The sequence below is a fragment of the Streptomyces fractus genome (assembly GCF_049844455.1).
Classification (GTDB): domain Bacteria; phylum Actinomycetota; class Actinomycetes; order Streptomycetales; family Streptomycetaceae; genus Streptomyces; species Streptomyces fractus.
Map to the genome: position 1 here is coordinate 149,296 of NZ_JBMYHI010000001.1, position 13,656 is coordinate 162,951.

General features: G+C 69.7%; 11 protein-coding genes and 5 pseudogenes. 8 read left to right on the forward strand and 8 right to left on the reverse strand.

The window, feature by feature from the left end; all coding sequences use genetic code 11:
• The first annotated feature begins 21 nt into the window (after nucleotides 1–21).
• The 3 genes and pseudogenes from ACP4E5_RS00780 to ACP4E5_RS00790 all read left to right on the forward strand — a co-directional run.
• Nucleotides 22–1,275: a zinc ribbon domain-containing protein gene (locus ACP4E5_RS00780; protein WP_425824717.1), complete on the forward strand. Its 1,254-nt coding sequence runs from the start codon at nucleotides 22–24 to the stop codon at nucleotides 1,273–1,275.
• Nucleotides 1,239–2,057, forward strand: a complete 819-nt coding sequence (locus tag ACP4E5_RS00785; protein WP_425824718.1) for a zinc ribbon domain-containing protein — start codon at nucleotides 1,239–1,241, stop codon at nucleotides 2,055–2,057. Before ACP4E5_RS00780 ends, ACP4E5_RS00785 begins: the two co-directional genes overlap by 37 nt.
• 5 nt (nucleotides 2,058–2,062) lie before the next feature.
• Nucleotides 2,063–2,581: pseudogene (locus ACP4E5_RS00790) on the forward strand (MMPL family transporter); the annotation flags it as partial.
• Nucleotides 2,582–2,862: 281 nt separating this feature from the next.
• Here the strand turns inward: ACP4E5_RS00790 and ACP4E5_RS00795 are convergent.
• The 5 genes and pseudogenes from ACP4E5_RS00795 to ACP4E5_RS00815 form a co-directional block, all read right to left on the reverse strand.
• Nucleotides 2,863–3,520, reverse strand: a pseudogene (locus ACP4E5_RS00795) (response regulator).
• A 33-nt stretch (nucleotides 3,521–3,553) separates the two neighbouring features.
• Nucleotides 3,554–4,852, reverse strand: coding sequence for a sensor histidine kinase (locus ACP4E5_RS00800; protein ID WP_425824719.1), 1,299 nt, complete (start codon nucleotides 4,850–4,852; stop codon nucleotides 3,554–3,556).
• A gap of 165 nt (nucleotides 4,853–5,017) precedes the next feature.
• Nucleotides 5,018–6,343 carry an ABC transporter permease gene (locus ACP4E5_RS00805; RefSeq protein ID WP_425824720.1) on the reverse strand — a complete coding sequence of 442 codons (1,326 nt, stop codon included), beginning with the start codon at nucleotides 6,341–6,343 and terminating at the stop codon, nucleotides 5,018–5,020.
• A complete protein-coding gene (locus ACP4E5_RS00810; protein ID WP_425824721.1) occupies nucleotides 6,340–7,038 on the reverse strand; it encodes an ABC transporter ATP-binding protein in 699 nt (232 codons plus the stop codon). Before ACP4E5_RS00810 ends, ACP4E5_RS00805 begins: the two co-directional genes overlap by 4 nt.
• Before the next feature lie 154 nt (nucleotides 7,039–7,192).
• Nucleotides 7,193–7,706, reverse strand: a pseudogene (locus ACP4E5_RS00815) (IS5 family transposase); the annotation flags it as partial.
• A gap of 5 nt (nucleotides 7,707–7,711) precedes the next feature.
• Between ACP4E5_RS00815 and tnpA the strand changes: the two are divergent.
• Both tnpA and ACP4E5_RS00825 read left to right on the forward strand, forming a co-directional pair.
• A pseudogene (gene tnpA / locus ACP4E5_RS00820) lies at nucleotides 7,712–7,864 on the forward strand (IS200/IS605 family transposase); the annotation flags it as partial.
• 64 nt (nucleotides 7,865–7,928) lie between these two features.
• A protein-coding gene (locus ACP4E5_RS00825; RefSeq protein ID WP_425824705.1) for an IS5 family transposase occupies nucleotides 7,929–8,806 on the forward strand; the annotation gives its coding sequence in 2 pieces (ribosomal slippage) (nucleotides 7,929–8,274 and nucleotides 8,274–8,806; 879 coding nt in all).
• Nucleotides 8,807–9,208: 402 nt separating this feature from the next.
• Here ACP4E5_RS00825 and ACP4E5_RS00830 read toward each other — a convergent pair.
• The 3 genes and pseudogenes from ACP4E5_RS00830 to ACP4E5_RS00840 form a co-directional block, all read right to left on the reverse strand.
• Nucleotides 9,209–9,763, reverse strand: a pseudogene (locus ACP4E5_RS00830) (sugar kinase); the annotation flags it as partial.
• Between the two features lie 249 nt (nucleotides 9,764–10,012).
• Nucleotides 10,013–10,780 (reverse strand): transposase family protein, encoded by a 768-nt coding sequence (locus ACP4E5_RS00835; protein WP_425824723.1) that lies wholly within the window; start codon nucleotides 10,778–10,780, stop codon nucleotides 10,013–10,015.
• 41 nt (nucleotides 10,781–10,821) lie between these two features.
• Nucleotides 10,822–12,000 carry a glycosyltransferase family 2 protein gene (locus ACP4E5_RS00840; RefSeq protein ID WP_425824724.1) on the reverse strand — a complete coding sequence of 393 codons (1,179 nt, stop codon included), beginning with the start codon at nucleotides 11,998–12,000 and terminating at the stop codon, nucleotides 10,822–10,824.
• Nucleotides 12,001–12,287: 287 nt separating this feature from the next.
• Here ACP4E5_RS00840 and ACP4E5_RS00845 point away from each other — a divergent pair, with 287 nt between their 5' ends.
• From ACP4E5_RS00845 to ACP4E5_RS00855, 3 genes are all read left to right on the forward strand, one after another.
• Complete coding sequence (locus tag ACP4E5_RS00845; protein WP_425824725.1) at nucleotides 12,288–12,416, forward strand: hypothetical protein; 129 nt, start codon at nucleotides 12,288–12,290, stop codon at nucleotides 12,414–12,416.
• A 211-nt stretch (nucleotides 12,417–12,627) separates the two neighbouring features.
• A complete protein-coding gene (locus ACP4E5_RS00850; RefSeq protein ID WP_425824726.1) occupies nucleotides 12,628–12,927 on the forward strand; it encodes a transposase in 300 nt (99 codons plus the stop codon).
• Entirely contained in the window at nucleotides 12,924–13,646 is a 723-nt protein-coding gene (locus tag ACP4E5_RS00855) for an IS3 family transposase (RefSeq protein WP_425824727.1), read from the forward strand. Before ACP4E5_RS00850 ends, ACP4E5_RS00855 begins: the two co-directional genes overlap by 4 nt.
• Nucleotides 13,647–13,656: the final 10 nt, after the last annotated feature.

Sequence of the window (13,656 nt, forward strand, 5' to 3'; positions counted from 1 at the left end):
GTTCGGGAGGGGGTGGGTCGGGTGCGGCGGAAGGTTGTGGTGGGTGCGGGTGAGGTGCAGCAGGTCGCGGCGGCCTGTGCCCGGGTGCTGCGGGGCGTGGATGTGACGACCGGTGAAGCCCTGGGTGAGGCGCAGGTGGTGGAGCGGGCCAGCTGGCTGACGGCGCTGGTCGGCGATCTGGCCGACGCTCTGGTGCGTGAGCACTGGAACGAGGCCGATCTGGCCCAACTAGCCTCTGGCATCGACCGGTTGGGGGTGATGTTGCCGTCGCAGGCGTGGATGGCGCTGCGCCGTCTGGGCTGGGCTCCGGTGGTGCCGGAGGGTGTGTATGTGTCCGACCGGGTGGTGCGGATGGTGCAGGAACAGGCCGGGCGGGTGCTGCGCTCGGCCTGGTGGCGCGCCCAGGTCACCGCCGCGGTGCTGGCGACCTGGCCGGCCGATCCCGAGCGCCGCACCACCCAGGAGTGGGAGGCGCTGCGGGCCGTACTGCCGGACGACGGTGGGATGGTGGCCTCCGGGGTGGTGAAGGCCCGTACCCGGCAGATCGCCGCCCATCGGGCCCGGCACGGGGTGCTTCCCACGGGGCTGACCGACTGCGAGGACGCCCCGCGCGCGGGCGGGCAGGTGCTGCTGGCCGCCGTCGACAAACAGCTCGCCGTTCTGGAACGCTGCGATCAGGACCCGGCCCACTACGCAGTGCTCACCGTGCGGCTGCCGGTGCGGCCCGACCCTACGACCCGGGCGGACTGGCATCCGGTGCGACTGCGCTTCCGCCTGCCGCCCCGCGTCCCGGCGGGCGCGGTGCTGTGCCCGCCCATTCTGCGCCTGCGCCAGGGCCGCCTGCTGCTGGATGTGCCCTACGCCCACGCCGTGCCGAAACCGGAGCGATCCGGGCATCGGGTGGCGGTCGCCTTCGACTGGGTGCTGAACACCCTGCTCACCGGCGGCCGCCTGCACCTGACCGGCGAGGCACAGCCCGATGTGGTCGCCGACGAACGGCCGCTGTTCTTCCGCGCGGACGGGGTGATGGCCAAGGCTCACCGGCTGCGCCTCCAGGGCGAGCACCTGCACACCCGCATCACCGCCCTCGACATTCTGACCGCCTCCCGGACCGAGCGTGGTTTGCGCCCGGATCCGTGGGTGCGCGGCAAGCTCGCCGTCCTGGAGACGGAGCGGGAGCGGGTCGCCCGCAAACGCACCCGGTTGAACGCGCATCTGACGCGGGCGGCGGCCAGGGCATGGTCGACCATGCCCTGGCCGCAGGGGCGAGCGTGATCTATCTGGAGGACCTGCGGGACATGGAGGCGCGCGGCAAGGGCCGCACCCTCAACACCCGGCTCTCGCAGACGGTGCGCGGCGCGATCGTCACCCACACCCGCCACCAAGCCGCTGCGCACGGCATCGCCGTGGTGATCGTGCCGCCGCGCGGCACGTCGAAGTACTGCCCGCGCTGCCTGACCGCCTTCCGTCACCACCGCGCCCCGATCGACCTCCGTGCCGGGTGGGCGTGGGCGAGTTGCCCCGACGAGGCGTGCGGGTACAGCACCGGTCGCGACATCGCGGCGTGGCAGCGGATCGGCGCGCGCGGGCTGACCCACCAGCACACCACCCGCCTCGACCGCACCAGCTACACCTACGTGATCCGCACCGCCGTTGAGGCCCTGGACTGCGCCAGTGCGGTCCACCCCCAGACCCCGGACCGCACCAAGAGCGGCCCGACGAGCAGACGCCCTGTGCCCGGGAAGCGGCGCAGGGTCCCCGCCCCACCCGACACCCGAGCCCCCGCCCCGGCTGGGACGACGGGTCCGGGTGGCAAGCGTCCGGCGGGGCGGTACCCCACGCACCCGACACACCGCACCCAGCGGCGCCGAAGGCAGCAGGAACCGACCACAATTGGCACCCCCACCCGGCATCAGCCGGGCGGGGCACGACTCGGGGCAGGCTTCCACCGCCACGCCCACACCACACCCACCCGAACACCGAGGCGGCCGTGGCCGAGTCCCCCTCCCGAGCGATCCCGAACACCCGGGATCACCCAGGAAACCCAAGCCAATTAGAGACGCTGCTCCGCGCTGTCATCGGCCCCGTCATACTCATGGCCAGCGTCGTGCTGTCGTTCCTCGCCGTCCGGGGCGCCTCGAACCTCCTCTTCGAGCACGTCCTGGGTTACGCCGGTATCGACTGGTCGATCCCGTTGCTCGCCTTCGTGTTCCTGGTGGCGCTCGGCATCGACTACAACATCTTCCTGATGCACCGCATGAAGGAGGAGGTCGCGCTCCAAGGCCATCGCGAGGGCGTAATCCGCGGCCTGAGCAGTACCGGAGGCGTCATCACCAGCGCGGGCATCGTGCTCGCCGCGACATTCGCGGTCATCGCCGCCATGCCACTGGTGTCCATGGCGCAGATGGGCATCGTGGTCGGGATCGGCGTCCTGCTCGACACCTTCCTGATCCGCACCATCCTGGTCCCGGCGCTCACGCTGGACCTGGGCCGCTGGTTCTGGTGGCCGGGCGCGCTCTTCCACCGCCGCGAGCAGACGCCCGCCACCGTGACGGAGCGGCGGGAGGGCACACCGGTCTGATGCCCAGGAGCCGGTACCGGCGCCCTCGTTCGCCTACGCGTGCCGGACCACGTACGGCTTGACGGCCGACGCCGCCCGAAAAGCCGGGAGTCCGGTACTGACGGACTACGTCAGTACCGGACTACGTGATCTTCCGTCCATGTTGTCTCCCTCAATGGGAGGACGTTGGGGCATCGTTGCCGATCAAGTGTTCGGAGTTCGCTTGGGTGACGGGACGAGTGATCGCATGCCGAGCAACAGGTCTCGTTGCGCCGTGTGCGTCCGCCGGAGTCATCGACGACTCAGCCCCTCGGGTCCTGGTTCAGCATGCGGATGACGGCGAGGACACGGCGGTTGTGGTCCTCCGACACCGGCAGGTCCAGCTTTCCGAAGATCGCGGCCACGTGCTTCTCGACGGTGCCCGCCGACACGTACAGCTGCTGGGCGATGGCCGCATTCGAGCGGCCCTCGGCCATCAGCGTCAGCACGTCCCGCTCCCGGTCGGTGAGCGCCTCCAGCTTCTCGGTGCGGCGGCCTGCGCCGGCCAGCTGGGTGACGACCTCCGGGTCGAGGGCGGTGCCGCCGGCCGCGACCCGCTCCAGGGCGTCGGTGAACTCGGCGACGTTCGCGACCCGCTCCTTGAGCAGGTAGCCCACGCCCGCCGAGCCCTGCGCGAGCAGCCGGGTGGCGTTACTTGGTCTCGCCGTACTGGGAGAAGAGCAGGACACCGGTGTCGGGCTGCTCGTGACGCATGTCGATCGCCGCACGCAGCCCGTCGTCGGTGTGGGTCGGCGGCATCCGGACGTCCACGACCGCGATGTCGGGCCGGTGCTCGGTGACGGCCGCGCGCAGCACGTCGGTGTCCGCGACCGACGCCACGACCTCGTGGCCGCGCATGGTCAGCATCTGAGAGAGGAGCTCGCGCAGCACGGCGGCGTCCTCGGCAATCACTACGCGCATGGAGCCAGCCTCGCACGCATCCCGCATGAGGGGTCACGCATGAAGGGGCAGCCTCACTTCCACCGTCGTGGGGCCCCCGTCGGGGCTGTGAACCGTCAGCGCGCCGTCGACCGTACGGGCCCGCTGAACGAGGCCGGCCAGGCCGCCGCCCCCGGCGATGCGCGCACCTCCGTGACCGTCGTCGGTGACCCGCAGCTTCAGCGTGCCGCCGCCAGTGGACACCTCGATGCCGCAGCGGTCGGCCCCGCTGTGCTTGATGACGTTGGCGAGCAGTTCGGAGGCGCAATAGTAGGCCAGGCTCTCGATGGCCGGGGTCGGCCGCTCGGGTACGTCCACCGCTACGTCGACCGGCAGCGCGGAGCGCGCGGCCATGGTGCTCAGGGCGTCGGGCAGGCCGGCGTCGAGGGCAGGCGGGTGCAGGCCCCGGGAGAGGTCGCGCAGCTCGGTGAGGGTCTCGGCGGCGTTGTCGCGGGCCATCTCGACCAGGCGGTGCAGCTCGGGCCGATCCCTGTCGTCGAGCTGCTCGCGCACCATGTCCAGGCTCATCGCAAGGGCCGCGAGGCGGACCTGGGCACCGTCGTGCAGGTCGCGTTCGAGGCGGCGCAGCCGCTCTGCGGCGTCGTCGACGGCCAGGGCACGCCTCTCCTCCAGCTCCCGCACCCGGTCGGCCACCGCGCCGGGGCCGAGCAGGCTGTGCAGCAGACGGCGGTCCAGAGCGACCACACCGCCGGTCAGCCACGGCGAGACGACGAGGATCGCGCAGCCCGTGGCGGCCAGCGCGAACGCGCCCGCGAGCGAGTCCACGCCCGGCTGCGACCAGCCGCCCGGCAGCGGTGACACCAGGTGGAGGTCGTGCTGCCCGGCCGCCCAGCGCACCGGCGCGATGACGTTGACCGCGCCGATCACCCAGCACACCACCGCCCACAGGCCGAGCGTCGCCACCGGCAACTTCACCAGGACGTACACCACCGCCCGCCACGCGGTCGTGTCCCGCAGCCACGCCTCAATCCCGGCGGGCAGGCCGTCGCGCCGGGCGCCAGGGCGGGACGCGGGCTCATCGACGCGCTCGCCGAGCAGCCGGCGGGCGAGCCTGCGCTGCAGAGCGCCGAATCCCCGGGCGAGGGCCAGCCCCGCGACCAGGAACCCGGCACCGGGCACCGCGCCGAACACAGTCAGCGTGAGCGCGGAGCCCAACGCGATGACCGTCACGGCGATAAGGACGAACCCCACGAGGGCGGGGGCGAAGGACACCAGGCAGTACGCCGCCTGCGCCCACGCCCGCCGGGACAGGGGCGCCGTCACCGCCGAACGGACGGCAGACAGATCACGCATCGCGCCGCTCCGGGAGCCTTCCGCCCGCTGCGAGAGGTGCCGCTGTGCGCAGGGCTCCGGCGGGGACGTGCCCGGCCTCCGGCCGGTCGAGCCCAGTGGTCGGACGTCCGGGATGGCACGCCTCGTTCATCGCTGCTCCGTGCGTTGTTCGTGCACCGGTCCTCATCACGCACTCCGCCGCAGTACGCCCTCGATGGGGCGGATGCGCAGCATCCACGTGAGCGGTGCGCAGGACGCGGCCCATACGAGTCCGGCTCCGCCGACCAGGATCGCTCCCCAGACCCACAGCGGCAGCCCGGACACCGGTGTCCCGAGCTTCGCCCCGACCGGCACGAGCACCGCGCACCCGGCCAGTGCCCCGGCGCCCAGGCCCGCAAGCGCCGTGATCGTTCCCTCGGCCACCACGACGGCCGTGACCTGCCGCTCTTCGGCGCCCACCACCCGCAGCAGGGAGAACTCCCGCAGCCGCTCCAGGGTCAGCATCACCAGCGTGTTGGCCGCCACGAGCCCGGCGAAGCCCACGTAGAGGAGGGTCCCGAAGACCGCCATCCAATCGATCTCCCCGGCCCCGGTCATCGACACGAACTGGGCCACGGCGAAGGCCGTCACCATCGCGATCGGCACGATCGCCGCCGAGAGCCGGCGCGAGCGCGCCCGGCAGCCCGCGATCGCCAGCTCCCCGGCGACGCCGCCGTAACGGCGCAGCAGTGGCGCCACGAGCGCGGTGGCCGCCCGTCCGAGCCAGGGGCCGGCCAGGCCGATCGCGACCAGGTAGGCGATCAGGACGATGGGGATCTCGGACGCCGCGTCCTTCGGCGAGCTCGCGCCCGCGACCACGGTCAGCACGCACGCCGCGGCCAGGAAGACCAGGGAGGCGGCGGCCCGGACGCGGCCGGAGGGCTCGCTGCCCTGCACGGCTGAGCCGGCCAGGGCCGCCGAGGGGCGGGCCCGGGACGCACGCCAGGCGCCGATCAGGCCGCCGAGCTGCGAGCAGACGAGCAGCGTGGCGCCCGCGACGACCAGCGGGAGCCATCCGACGCTGAGCGTCATCCCGTCCGGGACCATTTCGTTCGCCGCCATGCCGTCGAACCAGACGCGGGCCAGGAGCGCCCCGAGGCCGTAACCGACGGGCAGTGCGAGCAGGGACGTCCACAGCGCTTCGGTCGCGACCATGCGGCGGATCTGCTTGGGCTCGGCACCGACCGCCCGCAGCAGCGCGCTCTCGCGGCTGCGCTGGGCGACGGCCAGGGACATCACCTGGCCGATCACGAAGATCGCCATGTAGACGGTGAGGATGCTGAAGGCGATGCCGACGTCGTAGAGCTCCGCCTGCTTCGGGGAGACGGGGACCTTCGACGCGGATACAGCCATGGCCACGCAGGCGGTGACGACCGTCGCGGAGAAGACGAGGGCGGCGAACGTCCCGGCGAAGGCGGAGGGACGGGCCTTGACCGAGGCGGTGGCCAGGCCGGTCGGTGCGAACAGAGTCATGCGCGCACCGCCACGTCGTCCTGGACCAGGCGGCCCTGAGAAAGCCGCAGTACGCGATCCGCCTGGGCGGCCACCGTCGGGTCGTGGGTGACGACGACGACCGTGGCTCCGTGCGTGCTGACCGCCTCCCGCAGGAGGCCGAGGACCCCGGCCGCGGTCTCCTGGTCGAGCGCGCCCGTGGGCTCGTCCGCGAAAACGACGTCCGGCTCGGTGATCAGGGCACGGGCGATCGCCACGCGCTGCTGCTGTCCTCCGGAGAGCTCGCCGGGCCGTGCGTCCGAACGCCCGTCGAGTCCGACGCGGGCCAGCATGCGGCGCGCCTGTGCCGTGATCTCGGAGGAGCGGCGCTCGCCGCCCAGGCGTAGGGGGAGCAGGACGTTCTCCTGCACGGTGAGGGCGGGCAGCAGGTTGAAGGACTGGAAGACGAAGCCGATGCGCGCGCGCCGCAGCCGGGTCAGCTCGCGCTCCCGCATTGCGCTGATCTCATGGCCGGCCAGGCGCACCGTGCCCGATGTGGGCCGGTCCAGACCCGCCGCACACTGCAGGAAGGTCGACTTGCCGGAGCCGGAGGGCCCCACGACCGCGGTGAGGGTCCCGGCGGACAGCCGGGCGTCGAGGTCACGCAGAGCGTGGACGGTATCCGGCCCACGCCCGTAGCTGCGGCTGACCTGGTCCAGTTCGAGAACGGTGTTCATGCGGCCCCTGTTCGTACGCCCGGAATGCGGCGCTGCGGAATGACACGTTCGACGCTACGAACAGGGGGCGGGCGCCGGAACGGGGTTGTCCTCCGAGACCTCTGGGGGAAATCCCCCAGACCGCGGGCAGTGCCCGGCGCTTTCATCACTGTCTTCAATGGGTGTCGTCGCGGCGTTCCCAGCGGATGCGCAGACGACGAAAGCCATGCGGCCACGCGATCGTCCGCTCGACGGCATAGCGGAAGTTGCCCAGTCCGGTGCCGTGTGGCTGACCGCGCTCGGCGATCACAGGACGGATGCCGCGCTGTCGCACCAGGCGGCGGTACTTGTCGTGGTCGTAGCCGCGGTCGGCGAACAACATGTCGGGCTTCCGCCGGGGCCGGCCGACCACTCCCGCCACCGCCACCGCCAAGATCTTGTCCAGCAGGGGCAGGAACTGGCTGACGTCGTTGCGGTTGCCGCCGGTCAGCGACACCGCGAGCGGGATACCCTGACCATCGGTGAGCACGTGGTGCTTGCTGCCCGGCCGCGCGGTCAACCGGACTCAGGCCGCTTTTCCGTCGAGCGGCCCTCACGTGCGAGGAATCGATCACCGCCCGCGACCAGTCCAGCCGGCCTGCCGCCCGCAACTGCTCAAGCACCGGGTGCAGTTCGTCCCACACGCCCGCCGTGTGCGGAGCTGGTCGAATTCAACGGCGAGAAGGACCACGTGCACCTGCTCGTGCACTATCCGCCCAAGGTTGCCCTGTCCCGCCTCGTCGGCTCCCTCAAGGGCGTATCCGCCCGCAGGCTCCGCCAGGAGTTCCCCGAGCACATCCGCACGTACCAGTGGGCAGACCACTTATAGGGTCTGTTTGAAATGTTGATCAAGGTCGTGGAACGATCTTCGGATGGCTCGTGGAGATCTGACGGACGAACAGTGGCTGCGCCTGGAGGCGGTGTTGCCGCCGTTGCCAGTGATGGGGCGCAAGCCGCGGGATCGTCGGCAGGTCTTCAACGGGATCTGGTGGCGGGCCCGGACCGGCTCGCCCTGGCGCGACATACCCGAGCGGTTCGGGCCCTGGGAGACCGCATACACGCTCTTCCGTCGCTGGCAGATCGACGGGACCTGGTCTCGCATTCTCAAGAGGCTGCAGGTCAAGGCCGACGCGGCGGGACACATCGAGTGGGAGGTGTCCGTGGACTCGACGGTCTGCCGGGCCCACCAGCATTCCGCCGGGGCTCGCAAAAGGGGGCTCGTCATCCAGGCCGGACGGACACGGACGGCCTGGCGGCCGAGCCGGACGACCACGGGCTCGGCCGCTCGCGCGGCGGGCTGAGCATCAAGCTCCACCTGGCCGCCGACGCCTCCGGACACGTCCTCGCGGCCGTGGTCACCGGAGGGCAACGCGGCGACGCACCCCAGTTCATCGAGGTCATGAGCCGGATCCGGGTACCCCGACAGGCCAGTGGCCGCCCTCGTGTCCGACCCGATCGCGTACTCGCCGACCGGGCCTACTCCTCGCGCGAGATCCGCGAGTACCTGCGCCGACGACAGATCCCGCACACCATCCCGGAGAAGCGCGACCAGGCCGGCCACCGGCGACGCCGAGGCAGTACAGGTGGCCGCCCTCCCGGCTGCGACCGCGAGAAATACAAGGCCAGACACAAAGTGGAGTGCCGAATCGGACTGCTCAAGCAGGCACGCGGCGTCGCGACACGGTACGACAAGTTGGCCGTCCGCTACGAAGCGACCGTCCAACTCACCTTGATACGGCAGTCCCTGTGACCTCATTTCAAACAGGCCCTAGGTCCCCGTCCTACTTCGCCCGGTACGACACCGATGTGGTGCGTGAGCGCACCCAGGAGGCCCAGCAGTTGCAGAACCTCTGGAGGACTACGAGATCAAGTTCATCCCAGCGGTGTCCGACTTCCCCGACGTCTCGGGGAAGTCGGACGCTCGAGGCGCTACCAGCTACCAGGTCGTCCACTCATCGGTGGGAGCCACATGAAGCGCGCTGACCTGCAACGACGAGGGATTTTCGTATCAGTGGTCGGAGCAGCGCCCCGGAGGACCTGTTAGCCGCTTCTTGCGAGTCGTCAACGGCAAACCACTGTCAGCCGTACCCGGACCTCCCGGACCGCCGGCCATTCTTCGGGACGGCTGTGTGATGTTGTGGGCGCTGACGCCGGGGTGCGTCATGGAGACGACGTAGACCATGGGGTGGTCGGGGTTGGAGCGGTTCACCACGATGGTCTGGGTCGGCTGCGGGTCCTTCTGGGTGTGGGTGAGGCCGTACCAGGGGCCCGGGCCCGTGAAGTCCCAGCCGACGACCTCCTGGTCGCGCTCGCCGATCGTGATGTTGTCCATCGCCAGGTCGCCCTCCGTGTAGCCGGAGTCGACATCCCCCAGGAAGGCGTCGAGGCCGTCGTTGCTGGTGAGGAACTGCACATACAGGCGGCTCACCTTGTAGTTGTTCGTCTCGTAGTAGGCGACATTGCGCGAGTACGCCGGGATCGGGACCTGGTAAAGGTCGCGCTGCACCCTGGACGGCCAGCCCGCGGTGAGGCCGGTCGCCGAATACTTCGCCCCACTTTCCCTGCCACTGGCCCGACTCTGGCTCGCGGAGATCACCAGGTAACCCGCGGGAATGCCGATGAGCAGCACGATGACCAGGAGCGTGAACACCCGGCGGCGGATCACGCGGCCGCGGTCGTCGGCCGGGTGCTGAGGGGGCTCGGTCATCGCTGGTTTTCCTGTCGCTGTCCGGCCCTGGTACCGGCTACGCCAGGTCCGCGCCGTCCGCGGGCAAGGGAGTGGAGCCCTTCAGCTGACCCACGCCACCTCCACGGTGGGGAGCTATGTGGCCGCCACCGGGGAACCACTGGTTCTGATCCACTTCCAGGATGCCGTTGGTGATCTTCGCTCAGGGCCGCGACGTAAATGATCTTCAACGTGGTCGGGGTGCGGCTGGCCGTCACGGGAGCCTGCCGTCTATCCGGCGAGGTTGAGGCCGTGCCGGCGGGCCGTGCCGAGTATGGCGTGGTGGACGCCGACGCCCTTGAGGCGGCAATCGCACAGGATCTTCCAGCACTTCATGCGGGTGAAGACGTGCTTGACGCGTGCTCGGATCTGCTTGTGGGAGGTGTCGTGCGTCTCATGCCAGTCGTTCAGGTCTTTGCCTTGGCGGCGGCGGTGCGGCATGACGAGGCCCGTGCCAGGATGGCCGCCGTCGGCGATGGTCATCGCCGTGCTGACGGCGTCCTTCGCGGCGGATTCTGCCCCTGCCCTGCAATCGTTGCGGTTGCCTGGCAGCGGCCGGCCGGCGACCACGACGAGCCGGGTGCCGGCGTCGATGACCACTTGGTGGTTCGTGGAGTAGCGGTAGTCCTTGGACTGATCGGCCACCGTGTGGTCGCGGGCGGGCACCAGGGTGCCGTCCACGATCAGCACATTGTCCTTCGCGAACCGCCGGCGCGGCTGGAGCGCGAGCTTGGTTCCGAGATGATCGATGATCCGGTCGGCCGCCGACTTCGATACACCGAAGAGCGGGGCGAGTTGACGCAGCGTCAAGTTCGTGCGCCAGTACGCCGTGACCAGCAGTACGCGGTTCTTCAGCGGTAGGCCCCACGGCCGCCCGCGCTTCGGTTCGTCCGAGATCTCGCGGCGCAGCACGGTCATCAACTTGCCGAAGCCACGCGGGCTCAACCCCGTGAACGGGGCTATCCAGGACGGCTCGGACGCCGTGATCACACCAGCCACATCAAGATCATCTCACCGCCGCTCACGACCGCGTACGAGTATTAGCCGCGGCACTCCCGTCGGCCGGCGTAGACGTCGTCCGGAATGTTGAAGGCGGGGTCGCGGAAGCCGGTGTAGGGCAGGTAAGTGGTGCCGTGCTCGTGCACCTGGGCGGGTGGCTGGGCCTGCTTCGTTGCGATCTGCCAGGCCAGCTTCGCCTGCTGGATCGCTTCCTCGGTGTGGCCGCGGCGCAGCAGCTCCACATAGACGCGGCGCTCCACGTTCATACGTCGGGCGATGCCGGGGGTGTACCAACGGTCCACCAGGGCACGCACTCGATCGGCCAGCTCCGCTCGCTCGGTAGGGTCGCTGAAGTGCAGGGCGAGATTGCCTCCGCGGTGGAAGACATCGCCGTTGAAGTGCCGAGCGTGCAGGAAGTCGCGCTGCTGGCCGGCGGGTACCCGGTCGGCGACGGCTTGCAGTTGCAGTTCCGTCTTGAGGAAGTGCTGGCGGCGGTCTGAGACCCGGCTGGTGATGTTCTCACCGTCGTGGCGCTTGAGGACATACCGGTAGATCCGGTTGCACATGATGCTCACCGCGCGGGCGCTGGTCAACGCCGCAGCCGAGAACGGGCCATCTTCGCCGACCTGCAACTGCGGCGGGAAACGCACGTCGTGCTCCTCGAGCATGGAGCGCCGGTACAAGTGCTGGGCGCGCATGGTGCTGTAGGCCTTGGAGTGGTAGATGTCCGTACGGGGCAGTGTCGTGCGGTACGGCGAGGTCGCTCCGCCGCGGCCCACGTTGTCCTGGCGGGCCATCACCACGTCGGTGTCGTTGTCCTCGCCGACCTTGACCAGTTCTTCCAGGGCCCTCGGGTCGAGGAGGTCGTCGGCGTCCATCATGTACAGCCACCGGCCGTGAGCAAGGTCCATGGCCTCGTTGCGCGGTACCGACGGGGTGCCGGAGTTCTCCGTGCGATGGACCACGCGCAGGTTCGGATACGAGGTGGCGAAAGTGGCCAGGATAGGCGCGCTGCCGTCATTTGAGGCGTCATCGACTGCGATGACCTCCATCGCGTCCGGGCCGATGGACTGTGACAGCACCGACACCAGGCACGGCACCAGATACTTCCCGGCGTTGTACACCGGCAGAATCACACTCACATCCGGAACCCGGGCGGCATCGTATGGGCCCCGCCCAGTAAGGATCTGAGCCAAACGTGCTGTGGCATTCCCGGACACGGACAACCCCTCTCTCTACGCGGGCATACATCCCGATGACCAGCCAACCACAGGCAAACACACAGGTGAGAGACTGTGGTGTCACCCATCGGACACTTGTCGAATCTTTCGTAGCTATCACGTGACCATCGGTCACAGTCGCTTCATCCGTATCGATCTGGTTCGGCGTCCCGCTGGTCGTCCAGGCCCGCGGTCGTGGGCCTGGACGCGATGAGCTCCGCCGCCCCAAGGCAGGCATCGCACCATGACGCCTGGCGAACTTGTGCGCCGTCCAGTTCCTATGGGCCGTGCGTCACCATCACGGCCTGCGCACCAGCGACGCGCTCCGGGCGGCAACAGCCCTCCGCGGACTTGCCATCGGCCTGGCCCGGTCGATGGGCTGGAACGACGTGGTCGCCGCCACCGATTCCTATTGAGAGACTGTAGTCCTATCGATCTTGAGTGCGGTGTGATCGAAAGTGGCTGGTGGGCTGGGTGATTCTGCCGTGGCCGCGCATGAACACAGGGCCTCTGGTGCAGTTCGGAGTTGCTGAGACAACGAACGCGCCAGGAGGCCCTGATGAAGATTCCCCTTGATCGTGGACACCTGGAGACTGGGACTTGAGGTTCCAGAGGAAGTAGCATCAGGTGGGAAGCAAGTACACGAAGCGGTACACCGAAGAGTTCAAGCGCGACGCGATCGCGCTCGTCGACTCCTCGGGCAAGACGGTCACGGCCGTCGCCCGGGAGCTGGGCATCAGCTCCGAGTTTCTGCGCGGCTGGTACCGCAAGGCCAAGGCAGACCAGGGCGAGGGCGCCCCGGGCGAGTTGACCAGCGCGGAGCGCGAGGAACTGCGGCGGCTGCGGCGGGAAAACCGTGAACAGCAGCAGACGATCGAGATCCTGAAAAAAGCCACTGCCTTCTTCGTGAAGGAGAGCGACCGGTGAGCGCGTTGTACCGGTTGATCGACGCGGAGAAGGCGAACTACCCGATCGTGCTGCTCTGCCGGGTGCTGCATGTCGCCCGCTCCTCGTTCTACGCCTGGCGAGCGGGCGAGGCCGCCCGCCAGGCCCGGCAGGCCGCCGACGACGCGCTCGCCCACGAGATCTCCGTGCTGCACGTCGCCTCCCGTCACACCTACGGAGTCCCGCGGGTCCACGCCGAACTGCGGCGCCTGGGACGGCGGGTGAACCGCAAACGCGTCGCCCGGGTAATGCGCGAGCGCGACATCCGTGGCGTCACCCGCCGCAAGCGGCGCTCGCTGACCCGGCCGGATGTGAAGGCGAAGCCGGCCCCGGACCTGATCGGGCGCGACTTCCATGCCGAGCGGCCCGGGATCAAGCTGGTCGGCGACATCACCTACTTGCCCACTGCCGAGGGCTGGCTCTACCTCGCCTGTTGGCTGGACCTGGCCACCCGCGAGGTCGTCGGTTACGCCATGGTCGACCACCACCGCGCCGAACTCGTCGTGGACGCCCTCGACATGGCCCACGGCCGAGGGAACCTGGAGCCCGGCTGCGTGATCCACAGCGACCGCGGCAGTGAAGGCGGATTCAACTCGTCGTCGCAACACCTTGATTCCGGAGGTGTTCAAGATCGCTACGGAGGACTGGAGCAGGAAGACCGGCGACGCGCCCGAGGTGCTTCGGCGGCAGTGGCGCGCTGACCGGGCGCTG